13 protein-coding genes are annotated in these 17,179 nt (G+C 63.4%); 4 read left to right on the top strand and 9 right to left on the bottom strand.

Features of this window, described 5'->3' with window-relative positions; genetic code table 11:
- Positions 1 to 9: 9 nt before the first annotated feature.
- From B5V03_RS34020 to B5V03_RS33995, 6 genes are all read right to left on the bottom strand, one after another.
- Complete coding sequence (locus tag B5V03_RS34020; protein WP_129274734.1) at positions 10 to 3,474, bottom strand: patatin-like protein; 3,465 nt, start codon at positions 3,472 to 3,474, stop codon at positions 10 to 12.
- A 435-nt stretch (positions 3,475 to 3,909) separates the two neighbouring features.
- A complete protein-coding gene (locus tag B5V03_RS34015; protein ID WP_129274953.1) occupies positions 3,910 to 4,269 on the bottom strand; it encodes a hypothetical protein in 360 nt (119 codons plus the stop codon).
- Positions 4,270 to 4,320: 51 nt separating this feature from the next.
- Positions 4,321 to 5,298 carry a Bug family tripartite tricarboxylate transporter substrate binding protein gene (locus B5V03_RS34010; protein WP_129274733.1) on the bottom strand — a complete coding sequence of 326 codons (978 nt, stop codon included), beginning with the start codon at positions 5,296 to 5,298 and terminating at the stop codon, positions 4,321 to 4,323.
- Positions 5,299 to 5,375: 77 nt separating this feature from the next.
- Entirely contained in the window at positions 5,376 to 6,221 is an 846-nt protein-coding gene (locus B5V03_RS34005) for a fumarylacetoacetate hydrolase family protein (protein WP_129274732.1), read from the bottom strand.
- A complete protein-coding gene (locus tag B5V03_RS34000) occupies positions 6,218 to 7,840 on the bottom strand; it encodes a bifunctional 3-(3-hydroxy-phenyl)propionate/3-hydroxycinnamic acid hydroxylase (protein ID WP_129274731.1) in 1,623 nt (540 codons plus the stop codon). Before B5V03_RS34000 ends, B5V03_RS34005 begins: the two co-directional genes overlap by 4 nt.
- On the bottom strand, positions 7,837 to 8,736 hold the full coding sequence (locus B5V03_RS33995) for a VOC family protein (protein ID WP_129274730.1): 900 nt from the start codon (positions 8,734 to 8,736) through the stop codon (positions 7,837 to 7,839). Before B5V03_RS33995 ends, B5V03_RS34000 begins: the two co-directional genes overlap by 4 nt.
- 144 nt (positions 8,737 to 8,880) lie before the next feature.
- On the opposite strand from B5V03_RS33995, the gene B5V03_RS33990 reads away from it, so the two are divergent.
- A complete protein-coding gene (locus tag B5V03_RS33990) occupies positions 8,881 to 9,621 on the top strand; it encodes a GntR family transcriptional regulator (RefSeq protein WP_129274729.1) in 741 nt (246 codons plus the stop codon).
- Here B5V03_RS33990 and B5V03_RS33985 read toward each other — a convergent pair.
- Both B5V03_RS33985 and B5V03_RS33980 read right to left on the bottom strand, forming a co-directional pair.
- A complete protein-coding gene (locus tag B5V03_RS33985) occupies positions 9,578 to 12,064 on the bottom strand; it encodes a TonB-dependent receptor (protein WP_206736228.1) in 2,487 nt (828 codons plus the stop codon). The genes B5V03_RS33990 and B5V03_RS33985 overlap by 44 nt on opposite strands.
- A gap of 162 nt (positions 12,065 to 12,226) precedes the next feature.
- A complete protein-coding gene (locus B5V03_RS33980; protein WP_164988465.1) occupies positions 12,227 to 13,588 on the bottom strand; it encodes a histidine kinase in 1,362 nt (453 codons plus the stop codon).
- A 117-nt stretch (positions 13,589 to 13,705) separates the two neighbouring features.
- Here B5V03_RS33980 and B5V03_RS33975 point away from each other — a divergent pair, with 117 nt between their 5' ends.
- Together B5V03_RS33975 and fghA are read left to right on the top strand one after the other, a co-directional pair.
- Positions 13,706 to 14,326, top strand: a complete 621-nt coding sequence (locus B5V03_RS33975) for a response regulator (RefSeq protein ID WP_027546488.1) — start codon at positions 13,706 to 13,708, stop codon at positions 14,324 to 14,326.
- A gap of 76 nt (positions 14,327 to 14,402) precedes the next feature.
- Entirely contained in the window at positions 14,403 to 15,248 is an 846-nt protein-coding gene (gene fghA, locus B5V03_RS33970) for an S-formylglutathione hydrolase (protein WP_129274727.1), read from the top strand.
- A 4-nt stretch (positions 15,249 to 15,252) separates the two neighbouring features.
- Here the strand turns inward: fghA and B5V03_RS33965 are convergent, their stop codons facing one another.
- Positions 15,253 to 15,819, bottom strand: coding sequence for a DUF3280 domain-containing protein (locus tag B5V03_RS33965; protein WP_129274726.1), 567 nt, complete (start codon positions 15,817 to 15,819; stop codon positions 15,253 to 15,255).
- Positions 15,820 to 15,876: 57 nt separating this feature from the next.
- Here B5V03_RS33965 and B5V03_RS33960 point away from each other — a divergent pair, with 57 nt between their 5' ends.
- Positions 15,877 to 17,058, top strand: coding sequence for an ABC transporter substrate-binding protein (locus B5V03_RS33960; protein ID WP_129274725.1), 1,182 nt, complete (start codon positions 15,877 to 15,879; stop codon positions 17,056 to 17,058).
- Positions 17,059 to 17,179: the final 121 nt, after the last annotated feature.

Here is a 17,179-nt window from a genome sequence, read left to right as displayed (position 1 = left end):
GCACGAACATCATGACCCGCTCTTCGGCCTGCAGAAGATGTCGAAGACCGGACCGAGGACGTTGTGTCCGGCAGGGCAACTGATTCCGCGCAGCCCGCTGTTGGCCACCGTCATCGCGCCGAAGAAGATGAGCAGCACGGCGGCCAGCGCCAGTCCTCGGACGGTCCACTTGATAGACCGGGTCCATCCCTGCCACCGGGCCGGCTTTAGCCGCCGATCGATGTAGTCGCCGATCATCGCACTTGCGAGGTGAAGGCCCCCCGTCATGCAGAGAGCCATCACGCCGATGTTGCGCGTGCTGGTCCACCCGAACAGCATGCCAACGCCGAATATCAGGCCTTCCATCACATACAGCAGCATGAGCCAGTTGCGAAACACGGCCTGGCCAAAGCTGCCCGGTATCGAGAGCGAGAGCAGGCTCTGGGCCGCACGGCAGACATGCGTGATCCACACCATCAAACCTCGCTGTCCCCGACGCGCCTGCTCCACCTGATCGAGGATCCGCCCGGTAATCGTCAGGGCGCGCGAGCCGGTCCGCAGCATGCCCTTGGTATCGGTCTTGCCCTCGACCTGATAATGATCGCGCACGTAGTCGAGCATACCCTTGTCGCTCAGGACGTCCTTTAGCGCCTCACCAATCTGCGTGCGGCGCTGCCCGCCGGCAGTAAGCGCCAGCTTGTTCCACAGCACATTGAAGTCGTCTTCAAGCGCCTTATATTTCTCGTCCGCCAACGCCTTCGTGAAACCATCGACCAGCTCGTCGTAGTTCTCCGGCTTCATCTCCTCGCGTACGATGATACCTTGCGCCTCGGCGAGAAGGGCTTCCCGTATCAACGTGTCCCCGGCAGCCGGGAACAACGTCGCCAATATCCGCTCGCAGCCGTCCAGTCGGCCCCACATGATGTCGTTGCGCCGCCACTGCTCGTCGAGGAAGGCACCGAAGTTCATCAGCGCGGTCCCCGCAAGCTTGCGCCGCCCACTGTTGCGCTCGTCGATCAGGCTGGTGGCGTCGTCCGGGCTGATGCGCACGACCTCGACGGTCGACGGCTCGCCGGTGCCCGTATCATAGTAGAGCGGGAAGCTCGCCTGATCGTACTCGTCAAATCGCGTGAAATATTCGGCGAGGAACTGGCGCACCAACGTTCCTTCCCATGTGTTGAGCGCGCCGACATCGCCGGGCAAGGTGACATCCGCGATCTCGATTTGCACCTTGGGTCCACCTTCGTCGGTCTCCTTGCAGGGACGAAGTTGCGGATTTCCAAGCAGGGCCTGCGGAAGCGGCAGCTGGCCGTCCGCAGCCTTGTCGACCAGCGGCTTGTATCCCTTCTTCAGCGCGAGAATATCAGCCTCGAGCGCCTTCTGCAGCGTCGTCGCCTCGGTACCCTTGGTGTACTTGAACAGCGTCTGCGCATTGGCAAAGACATTCTCCTGCAGCGTCCGCAGCGGGCTTGGCGGCGGCAGGTCACTCGGAAGATCCACTCGCTTGCCGGACTTCGTGGTCAGCGCCTTCAGATCCGGATCCGGCTCCTGACCGAGAATCAAGCGAAGCGTCTGGATCAGCGCGTCATGACATTCCGATCTGTCGGGGTTATTCGGCGGCTTCAACTGCCACGTCGCGCGACGGAGCTCCGCAATGGCTTCCCCAAGCTGGTCGGCAAGGCGGTCCAGCGCAGCAAAACGCACCGCTGAATCCATGTGCCGGCCGGACCTGAACTTCTCCCAACGTCGCATGAGATGCGTCTCGACGTCCGACCAGGTATTTTCTTCGCCGGGCCGCTCGGCCTTGTGGAAGAGGCTTCGAAGCTGGTGCACCTTGCGCAGAATGAAGCCGGTGCGCCTGAGACGGTACTTGATGTCGTAGTCATCCAGAAACGCGTTGACCGATTCAGACCGGGGATCGCCCTTCTTCTTGTATTCGTAAAAATTCTCCTCACGCCAGGCGCGAGCCAGGGCGCGCAAGGCGTAGAACTGATCGGACCGACGGTCGACGCCCCACCAGACGGCCAGCCGGTCGGCAATGTCGTCGGTGACTGTCATCAGGCGAAGATGGCGATACGGCAGGAACGCCACCCCGTAATAATCGACCATGTTTCGCATGTCGCGGGAACGCCAGGGAAACACCTCGCCGTTTTCGTCGAACTCGATCCGCTCGAAGGGATCCTTGTCGCGCGCTTCAATATCGACTTCGACCTGGCGCACGATCCGCTCGACCCGCTCGATACGCCTGTTGCGCACCAGAACCGCCTCGATGTCCTCGCGGATCGTCTCGTCCTGCGGGATCGTGAGCATGGCCGCGAGCGCATTTTCGAGCGCATCAGGCTTCCTGGTACTGGATCCCTGCTCGGTCTCGGGATGGGCGGGAGCCGGCTCGATATAAATCAGCTTGCGTTCCATCGGGACGCTGCCCAGTCGCCATGACAAGGCTTCCACGACGTAGCTGAACGGCTTGTTGTCGAGGTACCCGCCATCGCCGAATGCGCGGTCGCGCCAGCCGTTACCCGTCGTGTCCGCGACCGACAGACCCGTGAAGAACGACTTCCAGGGTTCGAAACTCACGTTTGCGACGGTCTGACGCGCGTTGCACAGGCGCTCCGCGTCGGACACCGACATCGGCTCGAATGCGAAGGGAAAGGACGACGTACAACGCGCGGCGAACGCGAGAAAAGGGACGTAGCTTTCGGCAAAATGATTATCGCCCCCGACGGAATATTGGAAGTGATAGACCTGCTTGTACCGCTGCTCATAGACGACCTTGTCGAAGAGCCGCAACGGCACGACAGCTCCGCGAATGTCCGTCGTCGTGACGTACAGATCGAGCTCGTCCACCAGTTGGGATTCACCCCCAGCTGTCGGCGCGATCCTTCCCTTGTCCTCCTTCTTCATCGTCTCGAAAGCATCGAGCAGCTTGACGTACATCCGATCGCTGTTCAGCAACGACTGCGGCGGAGAGCCGGTCCTGGCGAACTCCAGACCCTCGTACGAGGCTTTGTCGTTGAGCAGGCGACCGATATCGCCCTCCTCGACCCACAACGTCTTCAGGGGAGCGAACTTCTGCCCGCTGACGAGAGCCTTGGCGAGGAAGATGCCGTTGATGCCGCCTGCGGAGGTGCCCGACAGCGAATCCACCACGAAACGCGTGCGTTGCCCGGGCGGGAGAGCGGACATGTCGGCGAACGGGTCCTCCACCGTACGCTTCTCGGGCGGCAACTTCTGATCGGCGAGATAGGCCAGATAGCGCGCGCGCAGGTTCTCGTCGCGCAACAGCCACGAGGCCTTGCGGTAAACCCAGCGCGTGCCCGGAAGGCTCAGATCATCGCTCTGCTTTGGCGTCGCGCACGCCATCTCGTACAGCTCGTTCGTGACGCCGTTGATGTAGATCGCCAGCGAAACGCCGCCATACATCACGACGCCAAAACGGATTTCGCGCGAGTAGAGATTGTCCTGCATCGGCAGGCCCGTCGCAGCAGCGTCCATCTTCGATCGCCTCGCTCAAAAAAGGATTTCCACGCAATTCATCGACGCGAGGCCATCCGCGATGGCTCGCAACATTTCTCGCATCGCTCAACAACTCGTTCTGCTCATGCGCCGGCGCTGCTGAAATTGCGCCGGGGCCCCTTGCCGGCATGCCGTCAAGGTCATGCCCTTCAAAATCACAGACAAAACATATCGACGCAAAAATCAGTCCCGGCCTGCTCCCGCCGGTTCATGGCCCAGCCCGCGTCGTATGGACCTCGCCAATCATTCCCATTTGCAGCGGGTGTAGTATGACCTATTCACAACCAATGATACAAGCCCGGCCTGTCGCCCAGCTGCGCCTATTTCAGCGGGAAATCCGGCCATGGGCCAATTTGCCTCAGCCCTTGGCGAGAGGAGCCCTTTAGTCCGAACCCACAGGGCCAGGCCTCTTCTCTACGACGACAGGCGCAGCCAGACGTCCTTGCTCGACAGCGTGCCGTCAGGCGTAGCGATCTCCATGTCCACGACATGCAGGGATCCGGGCTGATCTGCGTAGATGTATCGCAGGTGCCACATGAGACCCAGGTCCGGCGAGATGATAAAATCGTCCAATCCCTCGGTGATCGAGCGAACGGCCTCGCGGTGTGTCGGCGCCGCGGAAAACATTGCATCGATCAAATTGGCGAGGCTCATGCCCTCGACGAGCATGAGGCGCGCGACTTCGTCACCGTAAACGTGTCGAAGTGACGCGACGATCGAAGCGACTGCGTCCGGATTTTTCAATGACACTGCGAAGCGAGCCTCCGGGGCCATCATGCCGGAGGCGGGATATTTTTTGCAAGACCCGCAATTTTAGAAGTCCGGCTATTCAGGTTCGATGCCGAGCCCCTGAATGATCTTGCCGGACGAGGCCAGCTGGTCGTCGAGAAAGCGCTTCGCGCCTGCCGTCGTCACGGCATCGCCAACACGGACATCGAAGCCGAGGGTGGGCGCGCGCTCGCGCACGTCGGACGATTCCAGCGCGCGTGCAATCTCGGCGCTGAGCTTTTCAACGATGTCGGTCGGCGTGCCGACCGGCGCCATGAACATGAACCAGCCCTGGAGATCGACGCTTTGCAGCGTCTCCGCAATCGCGGGAACGTCCGGCAGGGAGTCGATCCGTTTGGCTCCGGCAACGGCAACCGGTCGAAGCGTACCTGCCTTGATGAAGGCCTCGGCGATCGACGCCGATTGGATCGTCACCTGGATACGTCCCGAGATCGCGTCCTGAACCGCATTCGTGGTCGTGTTGTAGGGGATGAGGACCAAGCCGGTCCCGGCGCTCTTGTTGATGGCTTGCGCGATCAGACCCGAGAGGTTGCGCGCACCGTCGACGGCGAGGCTCAACGAACCCGGCGCCGATTTTTCGAGCTTGATCAATTCCGGCAGCGTATTGGCCTTCACTTCGGGATTGACGAGAAGGACGTGGTTGCTTTTGGCCGCCATCGCGACCGGCACGAAATCCTTGATGGGATCGTAGGGCAGCTTCTTGAACGTGTAGGGATTGGTGACGAGCGCGGCCGACGTGGCAAACAGGAACGTGTAGCCGTCTGGCGCTGCGCGGGCGACCGACTGCGTGCCGACGAGATTTGCGGCACCCGGCCGATTCTCGACGACGAACTGCTGCCCGAGGGTGCGGGAGAGCTTTTCGGTGATGAGGCGGCACATCACGTCCGGGCTGTTGCCCGCCGGCTGCGGCACGACGACGGTCACGGGCCTCTGCGGCCACGACTGCGCGAAGGCCGGAAGAGAGAGGCAAAGCGCTGCGCCGGCGAGCAGCAGACGACGGGATAGTCCTGACATGGTGTTCCTCCCTGGAGATCCCGCTTTTGCGGATTTTTACTAGTCGGCCGCAGCCGTCGCCGGCTGCGGCCGCTCGATCAGGTTTCGTCCGCGACGACATTCCTGAGCACGCCGAGGCGTTCGACCTCGATCTCAACGATATCGCCGGGCTTCATCCAGAGTGGCGGCTCGCGCCGCGCACCGACGCCCCCCGGCGTTCCGCTGACGATGACGTCGCCGGGCTCGAGCCGGGTAAACGTCGAGCAGTATTCGATCTGGCGCGGGATATCGAAGATCATCTGCTTGATCCGCGCTTCCTGCATGACCTGCCCGTTGAGGCGGGTCTCCAGCTTGAGCTCGTCCAGCGGACCAAGCTCGTCAGGCGTCATCATCCAGGGCCCGAATGCGCCGGTGTCCGGAAAATTCTTTCCCGGCGTGAACTGATGCGTGTGACGCTGGAAGTCGCGGATGCTGCCGTCATTGTAGCAGGAATAGCCTGCGACAAAATCCGTGGCGTCCGCGCGCGAGATGTAGCGTCCCGCCTTGCCGATGATGACCGCAAGCTCGCCTTCGAAATCGAGATGGGTCGAGACGCGCGGCCGCAGGATCGGACGCAGATGTCCGGTCTGGCTGTTGGAATAGCGCGAGAAGATGGTGGGATGATCGACCTCGGAGCGGCCGGTCTCCTTGCGATGGGTCTCGTAGTTCAGGCCCACGCACAGGATCTTGTCGGGGTTCGGGATGACCGGCAGCCAAGCGACTTTCGAGGTCGGGATAGCAGCGGCCTTGGATCTTGCCTCTGCAACGCCTGACAGGCCGGAGCCGATCGCCGCCTTGAGATCGGCGTAGCGCGATGCCAGCACAGTGCCGACATCCAAAAAATTCTCGCCTTCGACGATGCCCCAGCTCGTGCGGCCGTCGATCGCTACGGTGGTCAGTTTCACGGTGTTCTCTCCATTCTATGATCGGAAATCTTGTTGAGCCCGGCGGGAACGTCACGACGACGCACATCGATCTCGCGCAGGAGACCGCCGAACTCGGTGACATTGCGCGCGGTGCCGAAGACGTAATGATCGGGCCGGACGATCGCGGCGACGACACCGTGACGGTCGAACCAGTTCGCCAGCACCCCCTCGGTCTCTTCGAGCGTGTTCGGCGCAGCAGCGCCGGCAGGTGCGATGGCCGCCGCAAACATGTCCGGGCATTCGGCGCAGAGCGAGAGCATGGCGGCCGCGTCCTTGCTTCGACCGTCGATGAACCCTCGCCAGCCGGACCCGGTCACCTCGTCGAGCAAGCGAACCGCACTGCCGGTGGCAATGCGCGGCTGGGGAAACAGGCTGCCGCGCGCCGGCGTCTCATGATCCGCCAGACATCCTGCGCGCAAGGGCGGAATGATTTCCTGCCGTGTCAGCAGCAGCGGCTTGCCGCCGCCGTCGGCTAGCACTTGCGCATCGCGCCGCCGGGCCGCAGCCGGATCGCGCTCGCAGATCGATTGGCCGATCGCCTTGATCTTGCCGGTCAGCTCAATGACGTGCTGCTTGCGTTCAATTGTGTAGCTGCCGAGCAGGCTGTCGGAGGAGACGCCCCTGAGCACCCGATCCAGTTTCCAGACGAGGTTCGTGGCATCGCGCAGGCCCTGGCACATGCCCTGGCCGATGAAGGGAGGCTGCTGATGCGCGGCGTCACCGGCGATCAGGATCCTGCCGTTGCGCCAGTCCGCTGCAACGAGGGCGTGGAAGCGATAGGAGGCTGCCCGCCACAACTCTCCGTCACCCGGCGTTATCCACGGCGAGAGCAGCTTCCAGACATTGTCGGGCCGCTCCATCTCCCGCGCGTCTTCGCCCGGCAGCAGCATGATCTCCCAGCGGCGGTGGTTGTTCGGGCCGATCAGGAAGCTCACGGGGCGTGCCGGATTGCAGAATTGCGCGGAGCACTGCGGCAGGCGGGCCAGCGTGCTCTCGTTCACGCGCATGTCGACCACCAGCCACGGCTCGTCAAAGATGAGATCCTCGAGGCCGAGGCCTGCGATCTGCCGCACGGTGCTCGAAGCGCCATCGCAGCCGATCACATAGCGCACTGTTACGGAACGGTGCCATCCGTCGCTGTCCTTCAGACGTGCCTCGACGCGATCGGATGTTTGAACGAGATCGAGCAGCTCGACGCCCAGCTCGGCCCGCACATTGGAAAAATGGGTCGCGTGACGGCGCAGCTCAGCCTCGACCTCGGGCTGGCTGAACACCATGCTCGGGGTGTAGCCGAGCGGATAGGGCTTTGCGACCATGTCGATGCGCCGGATCAGTTGGCCGTCGACGCCAAAATGCTCCGATGCGGTGAAAGGCTCGATGTAGGGCGAGACCGCGTCAGTGAGGCCCATATTGTCGAAATGGCGAAAGATTTCGTGATCGAGCGCAATCGCGCGCGGCTTGTCGTACACAACAGTGAGCCGGTCGATGACCAGCGTGCGATGACCGAGGCGGCCGAGCTGGCCTGCGGCAACGGCGCCGGTCGGCCCGAAGCCGACGACGAGCACATCATAGTCGATGGCGCCGGCGACATCCGTCATGCGCGCGCCGTCGCAAAGGGCACCGCCAGCTGCGCTGTCTTGCAGGCCTCGGACTTGGGCGGCGCGATGCCCCACTGATCCGTTCGTCCCGGCGGCCAGACCCAATCGCCCGGCCCCTTCGCGACGTAGCTGTCGTCGATCTGCAAGACTTCGGCGGTGTATTCGATGACGGCACCGGCCGGATCGACGAAATAGGCGAACACATTGTCGCCCGGGCCGTGACGGCCGACGCCCCAGCCGATCGGATAGCCGTGATCCACCATGCGACCCGAGCCGCGCATGACGGACTCCAGATCGGGCATCAAGAAGGCAACGTGATTGAGGCCGTTGCGAGGGGCCTCCGCCAGCACGACCGCATGGTGATCATCGTTGCAGCGCAGGAACGCCATCAGCTTCGAGCGATCCGACAGCCGAAATCCCAGGGTCTCCTGGTAGAAGGCCGAGAGCTTCTCGATATCGACGCTGTTGATGTTGACGTGCGCCAGCCGCTCGGGGTGATCCGCGATCACGCGCGGCGGCTTGTTGCGATCGCCGTGGACGAACTCGATGGCGCAGCCCTGCGGTTCGCGCACCATGAAACTTTCGCCGCCCGACGGCGCAGGCGATGGCACGGGCGAACTGATCACCTCGCAGCCGGATTGCCGCGCACGCGCGAACAGGCGGTGCAGGTCGTCCTGCGAGCGGGCGCGAAAACTGACCTTGCGGAGCGACGTCACCTCGCCCGGTGTGAGCTCGAGAACGTGGAAGTCGCTGCCGGTTGCGGCGAGGTAAACCGTGCCGCCTGCCTCCGCCACGACGTCGAGCCCCCATACCTCAGTGTAGAACGCGATCGAACCGGCGAGGTGCGGCGTCGTGAACTCGACGCTGCGTAGCGCCGTCACCGGAAAGTCGGACATGGGACTTCCTTGTCAGGGAACGCGAACGCCCGATCAGTAATATGTACAAAGTCGCTCGTAAAGTATAAATTTATAAATAATTGGCCAAAGCCATGCTAATGTACACAAATCAGAGATTCTGATGGGATGCCCGTGAGCCCTGACATGAGCCCTGACCTGCCAAGCCAGAAAGTGGACCAAGCGGCGACGCTGACGACCACGATCTACGCGCGCCTCAAGGCCGACATCCTGACCACGCGGCTCGAGCCCGGACGGAAGCTGCAATCGCGCTTCCTGATGGAGCAGTACAATGTCGGACAGACCCCGCTGCGCGAGGCACTCAACCGTCTGACCGCCGAAGAGTTTGTCGTCGGCATGGAGCAGCGCGGCTTCTATGTGAAGGAGGTCAGCAAGGAGGAGCTCCAGGAGTTGACCAAGACGAGATGCTGGGTCGAGGGTCTGGCGCTGCGTGAGTCCATGCAGAATGCGACCCAGGCCTGGGAAGAGGCCCTGCTGGTTGCGCATCACCGGCTCGATCGTACGCCGCGCTCGCTCAAGCCCGACACATTCGAGGACAATCCGGATTGGGAGAAGGTGCATCGCGCGTTCCACGCGACGCTGATTGATCTGTGCGGTTCACGGCCCCTGCTCGGCTTCTGCGAGCAACTTGCCGACCGGCTGTATCGCTATCGGATGATGTCGATCGCGAAGGCCTATCCGGCGCGCAAGGTTGGCGCCGAGCACAGCGATATCCTTCAGGCGGTTCTTGCCAAGGACAGCGAGCAGGCCGTGCGTCTGCTTCAGCAGCACTATCAGCGCACGGCCGACGTCATCTATTCCGACCTCGACGGCGTGCTGGCGATCAGAACGTCACCCGCATCCCTGCATAAAACGCCCTCGGCCTAGCCGGGCTCAGCGAGCGCGGGTCGGTAAAATCGGCGCCCCCATTGGTGAAGTTGGGCAAGGCCCCCCGGTCGAAGAACTGTCCGTAGGTCGCGTAACGCCTGTCGAAGATGTTGTCGACCTTGCCGTAGAGCTGGAAATTCTTGGTCACCTGATAGGACGTATGGAGGTTGAAGACCGTATAGGACGGCAGCTTCGAGTACTGGTTGGACTCGTCGCCGACGAAATACTGGCTCGAGACGAACAGCGCGTTGCCGCCGACCTTCCAGACGTCGGTCACGGCATAGTCGATACCGACCTTGACGCGGTGGCGCGGGATGGCGGGAATCTGATTGCCGGGCAGGACCTGGATGGTCTCGGTGACAGGATCCCTGAACGGACTTTCAGAGCCGAGTTCGAAAGCATCGAGGTAGCGTGCATCGACGAATGCATAGCTCGCCTGAAACTGGAGCGTGGATGACTTGATGTTGACCTCGGCCTCGAACCCCTGACGCCGCGTCCTGCCGACATTGGTGAAATAGCCGAAGCCGGTGCGTCCGACCGCGGGAACGGCGACGATGTCGTCATAGTTCGTCGCGCGGAAGCCGCCGACCTTCCATCCGAGCGTACCGATGTTCAGCTCCCTGGTGCCGCGGAAGCCGGCCTCGATGGTTTTGGACACCACCTGCTTCAGCGGCGGATCCGACACCAGAAACGCCGCGATGAGACAGGGACGGACCGGATCGGCGCAGCCGAGCTCGAGCGGCGTCGGCACGCGGTTGGCCTCGGAATAGCCGGCATAGGCCGTCAGCTCCGGCGCAATCTTGTAGGTGCCGCCGAGCACCGGATTGAAGCGATAGAAGGTGTGATCACCGTTGAGATCGGTGCCGAGCTGATCTTCCAGCGTGACGCGCGCCGCGTTGAAGCGGCCGCCGCCCGTGATGGCAAAGGCATCTGTGACGTTGAACGTGTCCATCGCGTACAGGCCGTTATACTGATTGACGGTCCGCAGCGAGACAGGACCGGCAACGGTGTCCGGTACGCCGGTTGGCCCGAGGAAAAGTCCGCTGCCGCTGACGACATAGTTTTCTCCCATCGAGCCGATTTCGGCGGTGGCATTGTAGCGCGTGACGCTCGCGTCATAGGTCGCGCCCATCACGAAGCGGTTGTCGTGCCCGAACAGTTGATCGGTGTTGGTGGCCTGCCCCGATACGCCGAAGGTGGTCGAGCGGATCGAGCCCCGGTCGATCTCACCGGGGATCGTTCCCGGCGCAAAGGGATTGGCAAGCTGGAGACCGTTCGTGCCATTCGCAGGCGTGGTGTCGTCGCCGAAGCACAGCAGCCCCGGATCCGCACCGCACTCCTGCGCGTCGGTCGGATTGCCGTCGACGATCTTCTGCTCATAGCGACGCACATGAGCGTTGCCCTCGAGCGTCCAGGTCGGCGTCGCGTCGGCCTTGGCGGTCAGGTTGAGATAGCCGACGCGGTTGGACGTGGTCTGCGGCGTGGTGTAGGTCGCGCCCCAATATTTATCGAGCAGCTCGGCGGGAACGGTGGCGCTGGCGCCGAAATCGTTCTTGGCGACGCCCATGTTGACGTGGAATTCGCTGTCGCCGGCCTTGTAGCCGACGTCGCCGTAGAAGCGCCGCACGTCCGATTGCGAGAAATTGCGGAAGCCGTTGTCGTGCAGGCCTTCGAGCGCGGCGTAGACACCGTAGTTCTTGTCGACGGTCTTGCCCCATTGCGCCGAGCCCTGGATGCGGCCGAACGAGCCGCCCATCAGATCGAGCTCGGCGCCCTGATAGGTGAAGCCGTCCTTCATTTGCAGATTGATCGCGCCGCCCAGCGCATTGAGGCCGAAGGCGGGATTGTTGGTCACCAGCGTCACCGACCGGATCGCGGCGGTCGGGATCAGGTCCCAATTGACGGCGTCCGAGAAGGCCTCGTTGATGCGGATGCCGTTCTGGTACACGGCGAGGCCCTGCGGCGTGCCCACCACCGGCGAGGCGAGGAAGCCACGGAATTCGACATTCGGCTGGAACGGATTGCCGGTGACTTCGCTGATGCTGACCCCGGGGATGTTGTCGCGCAGCGCGTCGGTGACGTTGAGCGAACCGGTGCGCTTGATCTGGTTGGCATCGACGGCGTTGACTGCCGACGGAACCTTGTCGACGTCGAGACCTCTGCCGGTGCCCGGCGAGGTCGGGTAGACGTAGATACGCGTCTTGGGGCGAGACGACGGCGCTCCCACCACGCGCGCTACCGGCCGCGTTGGCGCGGGACGCCGCGCAGTCGGCGGCGGCGCGGCCACCTCGACCGGCGGCAGGTTCTGGACGTTAGTCTCCTCGTCCTGCGCGGCCACCGCGGGAATCGCGAAGACCAACCCGGACACCAGTCCGGTCGAAACCGAGGCCATCAACAAACGACGCCTGAACCAAAAAGCCTTGAACCAAAAAGCCTTGCTCATTCCAGCCTTCCCACCCGTGACCACCGGCCGTTCTGATTTCGTCGGTTGGTCGAGAGGAGTGTAATCGGCGGCAGCAAGCACGCCAGCCACAAAAGGTCGGGCGATATCCGCACCCGTTTTCCCGACCAAATCGGGAATTTTTCCCGATTGCCTGCGAAGCGATCAGGCGGCCGCCGTCGGCACCAGCGCCTCGACGGTCAGACCGCCGTCGCCCGAGACGACATTGAGGGTACCGCCCAGCGCCAAAATCCGCTCGCGCATGCCGACGAGACCGAAGCCCAGCTTCTGGCCCGGCTCCATTCCGCGGCCGTTGTCGCTGACCCGCACCCGGGCGCAGCCACGGCCATCGCGCGTCAACAACTGGTCTGCGGGCTCGATGACGACGTTGACCGCGGTCGCGCCGGCATGGCGGAACACGTTGGTGAGCGCCTCCTGCACGACGCGGTAGATGGTGAGGTCGGCGGTCTCTCCAGTCGCCCCTAGGCTCGGTGAGATTGTGGTTTCGATTCTGACGCCAGGATACGATTCCCGCCACAGCCGCGACAGCGATTCGAGCGCTTGGCCGAGGCCGAGCTCGGCAAGGCCCACGGGCCGGAGCCGCTCCAGCACACGGCGGGTGAATTGCTGGAGCGCGTTGATCTGCTCCAGCAAGGCGGCACCGTGTTTCCGCACGGAGTCCGCACTCGGGGCGCGCCCATCCGCCTGCTTTGCCAAAGCGCTCGCGTGCGCGCGCAGCGAGAACAGATACGGCCCGAACTCGTCATGCAGCTCGCGCGCGATCTCCTTGCGTTCGACATCCTGAAGCGACACCGCGCGCTCCGCCAGGAGCCGCTTTTCTTCCACCGCTTCGCCGAGCGTCGCCGCAAGATGATTGAGCTTGGCGCAGATCGCGGCCAGCTCTGGCGCACCGCCTGGCGCGACGCGCGCCTCATAGTGCCCGCCTTCGATCTCAGTCATGGTCTGCGCCAAAGACTGCAGCGGCGCGAGCGCCCGGCCGACCACATTCATCATCACCAGGAACAGCGCCAGCGCAATCACCGAGCCGACCTCGAGCTGAGTCACGATGGCATCCCAGATCTCGGCGATCTCGTCATCGGGATGCGAGGTGATGACGAGCGAGCCCGGCTTGCCATGGATCGAGACCGGTACGCTGACCGCGGTCTGCTCAGGGTGAACCAGGCTGACGAACCAGGCCGGCGGCCCGCGCGCCTCGTCATCGGCATCGAGCCGGGGCGGCGTCAGCGGACTACCGTCTTCGTCCCGAAGTGCGATGCTGACATGGCGCAGGCGGCTGAGGTCGCGCGCGATCTGGTTCAGCCGGGCATCGGGATCGGGCGCCTCGTTGAGATCGGCAACGATCATCTCGATGAATTCGCGCGCGAGCCGGATCACGCTCTGGTCCTCGGCCTGCACGCGCGGACCTGCTTCCGCGACCTGGCGGCCGATATTGACGGCGAGCCCCAGCGCCAGCAGCAGCGCCAGCAGAAGATTGATGCGCCCACGCAAGGATAGATTTTGCCACATTGGTATTGCCCGTACCCCGCGAACGTTGACAGAGGCGAAGCGCCCGATATCTAATCGAAAGCGTACAGCAATCCCGGCCGGGCGCGAAACAGGCTGGCGCTGTCGCGGGGAACGCCTATGCGCATTCTGATCGTCGACGATCATCCCATTGTCGCCTCCGGCTGCCGTGCCGTGCTGGCCGATGAAGGCGAGATCGAGATTCTGGAGGCCGCCGACGCCGAAGACGGCGAATGCGTTTTCATCGTCGAACGCCCCGACCTCTGCGTCATCGACATCAACCTGCCGACCGTCTCCGGCTTCGAGCTGGCGCGCCGTATCCTCGAGCGCGCGCCGGAAGCCCGTATCATCATGTTCAGCATGAACGACGATCCCGCGTTTGCCGCGCGCGCGATCGAGTGCGGCGCCAAGGGCTACGTCTCCAAGACCGGCGACCCCGACGATCTCGTCGAGGCGATCCGTACCGTCGGAAGTGGCGGCACGTACTTGCCGAGCGCGATCGCCCGCAGCATCGCCTTTGCGGGACCTGCGCTGGCGCAAAGCCCGCTCTCCAAGCTGAATGCGCGCGAGATGGAGATTTTGCGGCTGCTCAGCGCCGGCAAGAGCCTGTCGGAGATCGCCTGGCTGGTGCAATCGTCCTACAAGACGGTGGCCAACACCTCCTCGATCATGCGACAGAAGCTCGGCGTAAAGACCTCGGTGGAGCTGGTGCGGCTGGCGATCGACAGCGGCGTCGCCTGACGACACGCGCCGCCGCAAATTCGGTCACACAAGCGTTGCAATGTTGATGTGGTTAGGTGCCACTGGAGCTTAGGGCATGACGATTCAGACTGTCTCGACCAATACATCCTATGGCGGCGTGCAGGGCGTATACCGCCATGCCAGCCAGGCGACCGGCACCGACATGGTGTTCTCGGTCTATGTTCCCCCGCATGCGGATGGCGCAAAGCTCCCCGTGGTCTGGTATCTCTCCGGCCTCACCTGCACCCATGCCAACGTCACCGAGAAGGGCGAATTCCGCAAAGCCTGCGCCGAGCTCGGCCTGATCTTCGTCGCGCCCGACACCTCACCGCGCGGGCCCGACGTGCCGGGGGACGCCAACAATGCCTATGATTTCGGCCTCGGCGCCGGCTTCTATGTCGATGCGACGGAAGCACCGTTTGCGCGCAATTATCGCATGTGGAGCTACGTCACCGACGAGCTGCCGAAACTCGTGGCGGGACATTTTCCCGTCGATGCCAAGCGGCAATCGGTGATGGGCCATTCCATGGGCGGCCACGGCGCGCTGACGGTCGCGCTGCGCAACCCGCACCGCTATCGCGCGGCCAGCGCCTTCGCACCGATCGTGGCGCCCTCGCAAGTGCCCTGGGGCATCAAGGCGTTGACTGGCTATCTCGGACCGAACAAGGATGCGTGGCGCAACCACGACACGGTGGCGCTGATCGAGGACGGCGCGAAGTATTCGGGCTTCCTGGTCGATGTCGGCGAGGCCGATAACTTTTTGAAGGAGCAGCTCAAGCCGGAGTTGCTGGAGGCCGCCTGCACCAAGGCGAACATCCCGCTGACGCTGCGGCGGCAGCCGGGCTATGACCACAGCTATTATTTCATCTCGACCTTCATGGGCGATCATCTGCACTGGCATGCGGAGCGGTTGAAGGTGTGAGCCCCTACTCCCGCTTGCCGTAATTCGGCGCCAACAACCGGTTGCGGATCAGATAGCTCATCGTGCGCGTCCAGGATTCATCGGTGTTACCGCGCATGTCGGCGCTGGCGGCGGCGATCATAGTGCCGGTCTTCACGTCGCGCAGATAGATGTTGAGATTGATGATCAGGTTCGAGACCTTCTGCACCATGCCGGTGATCTCGAGCTCGGCGCCGAGCTCCCCGGCAAGCTTGAGGTCACAGCCGCCGCAGGCCTGCAAGTTGGCGTGACGGGCGGCGTCCCTGACCGGTGCGATATCGAGCAGCTGGAACCGGCCTGACTCAGCCAGTTCTTTCCGCAATTGCTCGCTGATGCGCAGGAGCCGCGCCTCCTCCGGCTTCGAGCCGTAGAACTCACCGGGCAGGCTGGTGTCGATCAGCTCGAAATCGAACACCGCGAGCTTCGGCGGGTCGGCGAGCGCGACCGAACCCGCCAACAGCAAAGCTGCGAAACAAATCAACGCTCGCATGATCGTGATTCCAATCCTCGTGCGGACGAAATGCGGGGTTGCATGCCCTGACAAATCGGTCATGCTTCAGCAGAAACAATTCTCCATCGGTGGTCAAGCCGGGGAGCCTGCGGAGGAAACATGATCCGATGGTTGGTCGGCCTGATCGGCTGGAGTCTGCTCGCGACGCAAGTGCTCGCGGCCGACCCTGTCATGATCGGCGTCGGCTATCTCGGCCTCGCCGGCACCAGGTCGACGCTGTCGCTGGTCGAGCAGCCCGCTGAGAATGACGGCGTCGCCGGCGCCCGTCTCGCCATCGAGGACAACAACACCACCGGAAAATTCCTCAACCAGCGTTTTACGCTGGAGGAGCGCCGCATTCGGGAAGGCGAGGACGTGGTTCAGGCCGCAACCGAGCTTGCCGAGAAGAACGGCTTCATCATCGCCGACCTGCCGGCCGATGCGCTGCTGAAAGTCTCGGACGCCTTGCGCGAACGCGGAACACTGCTGTTCAACGCCGGCGCGATCGACGAGCGGCTGCGCGAGGCCGATTGCCGCGCCAATGTCATCCACACCGCGCCGACGCGCGCGATGCTGGCCGATGCGCTCGGCCAGTACCTGGTGTGGAAGAAGTGGTCGCGCTGGTTGCTCGTGGTCGGCTCGCATGACGAGGACAAGCTGTTTGCCGATGCGCTGAGGCGCACCGCCACGCGGTTCGGTGCCAAGATCGTGCAGGACAAGACTTTTGAGGACAAAGGCGGCGCACGTCGCACCGACAGCGGCGTGACGCTGATCCAGCGCCAGATGCCGGTGTTCACGCAAGGCGCGCCCGCGTATGACGTGCTGGTCGCCGCCGACGAGAGCGAAGTGTTCGGCGCCTATCTGCCCTATCGCACCTGGGACCCGCGTCCGGTCGCGGGCTCGGCCGGCCTGGTGCCGCGCAGCTGGGACGCCTCGCAGGACCAGTGGGGCGCGATCCAGATGCAGAACCGCTTCGTCAAGCTGAACTCGCGGCGGATGACGCCGCTCGACATGCAGGCCTGGACTGCGGTTCGCATGATCGGTGAAGCAACCTCACGAACCAATTCCGGCGACGTCAAGAAAGTCACCGATTTCATCAAGGGTCCCGACTTCTCGGTCGCCGCCTTCAAGGGCACGAAGCTGACCTTGCGCGACTGGAATCTGCAATTGCGCCAGCCGATCCTGCTGGTCGACGGCCGCATGGTGGTGTCGGTGTCGCCGCAGGAGGGATTTCTGCACCAGGTCTCCGAGCTCGACACGCTCGGCTATGATCGGCCGGAGAGCAAATGCAAGCTGAAGTGAGCCTTGTGAGATGAGTTCGAGCTGCCGCCACAACGATGCTGCGCTCCCTCCCCCGCCTGCGGGGGAGGGTTGGGGAGAGGGTGTCTCCACTCGCGAGAGCCCCCAAGCGGAGAGAGCCCTC

This window comes from Bradyrhizobium betae, from assembly GCF_004123905.1.
In the GTDB taxonomy this organism is placed as follows: Bacteria; Pseudomonadota; Alphaproteobacteria; order Rhizobiales; family Xanthobacteraceae; genus Bradyrhizobium; species Bradyrhizobium betae_A.
This window is presented reverse-complemented; position numbering and strand designations above follow the sequence as displayed.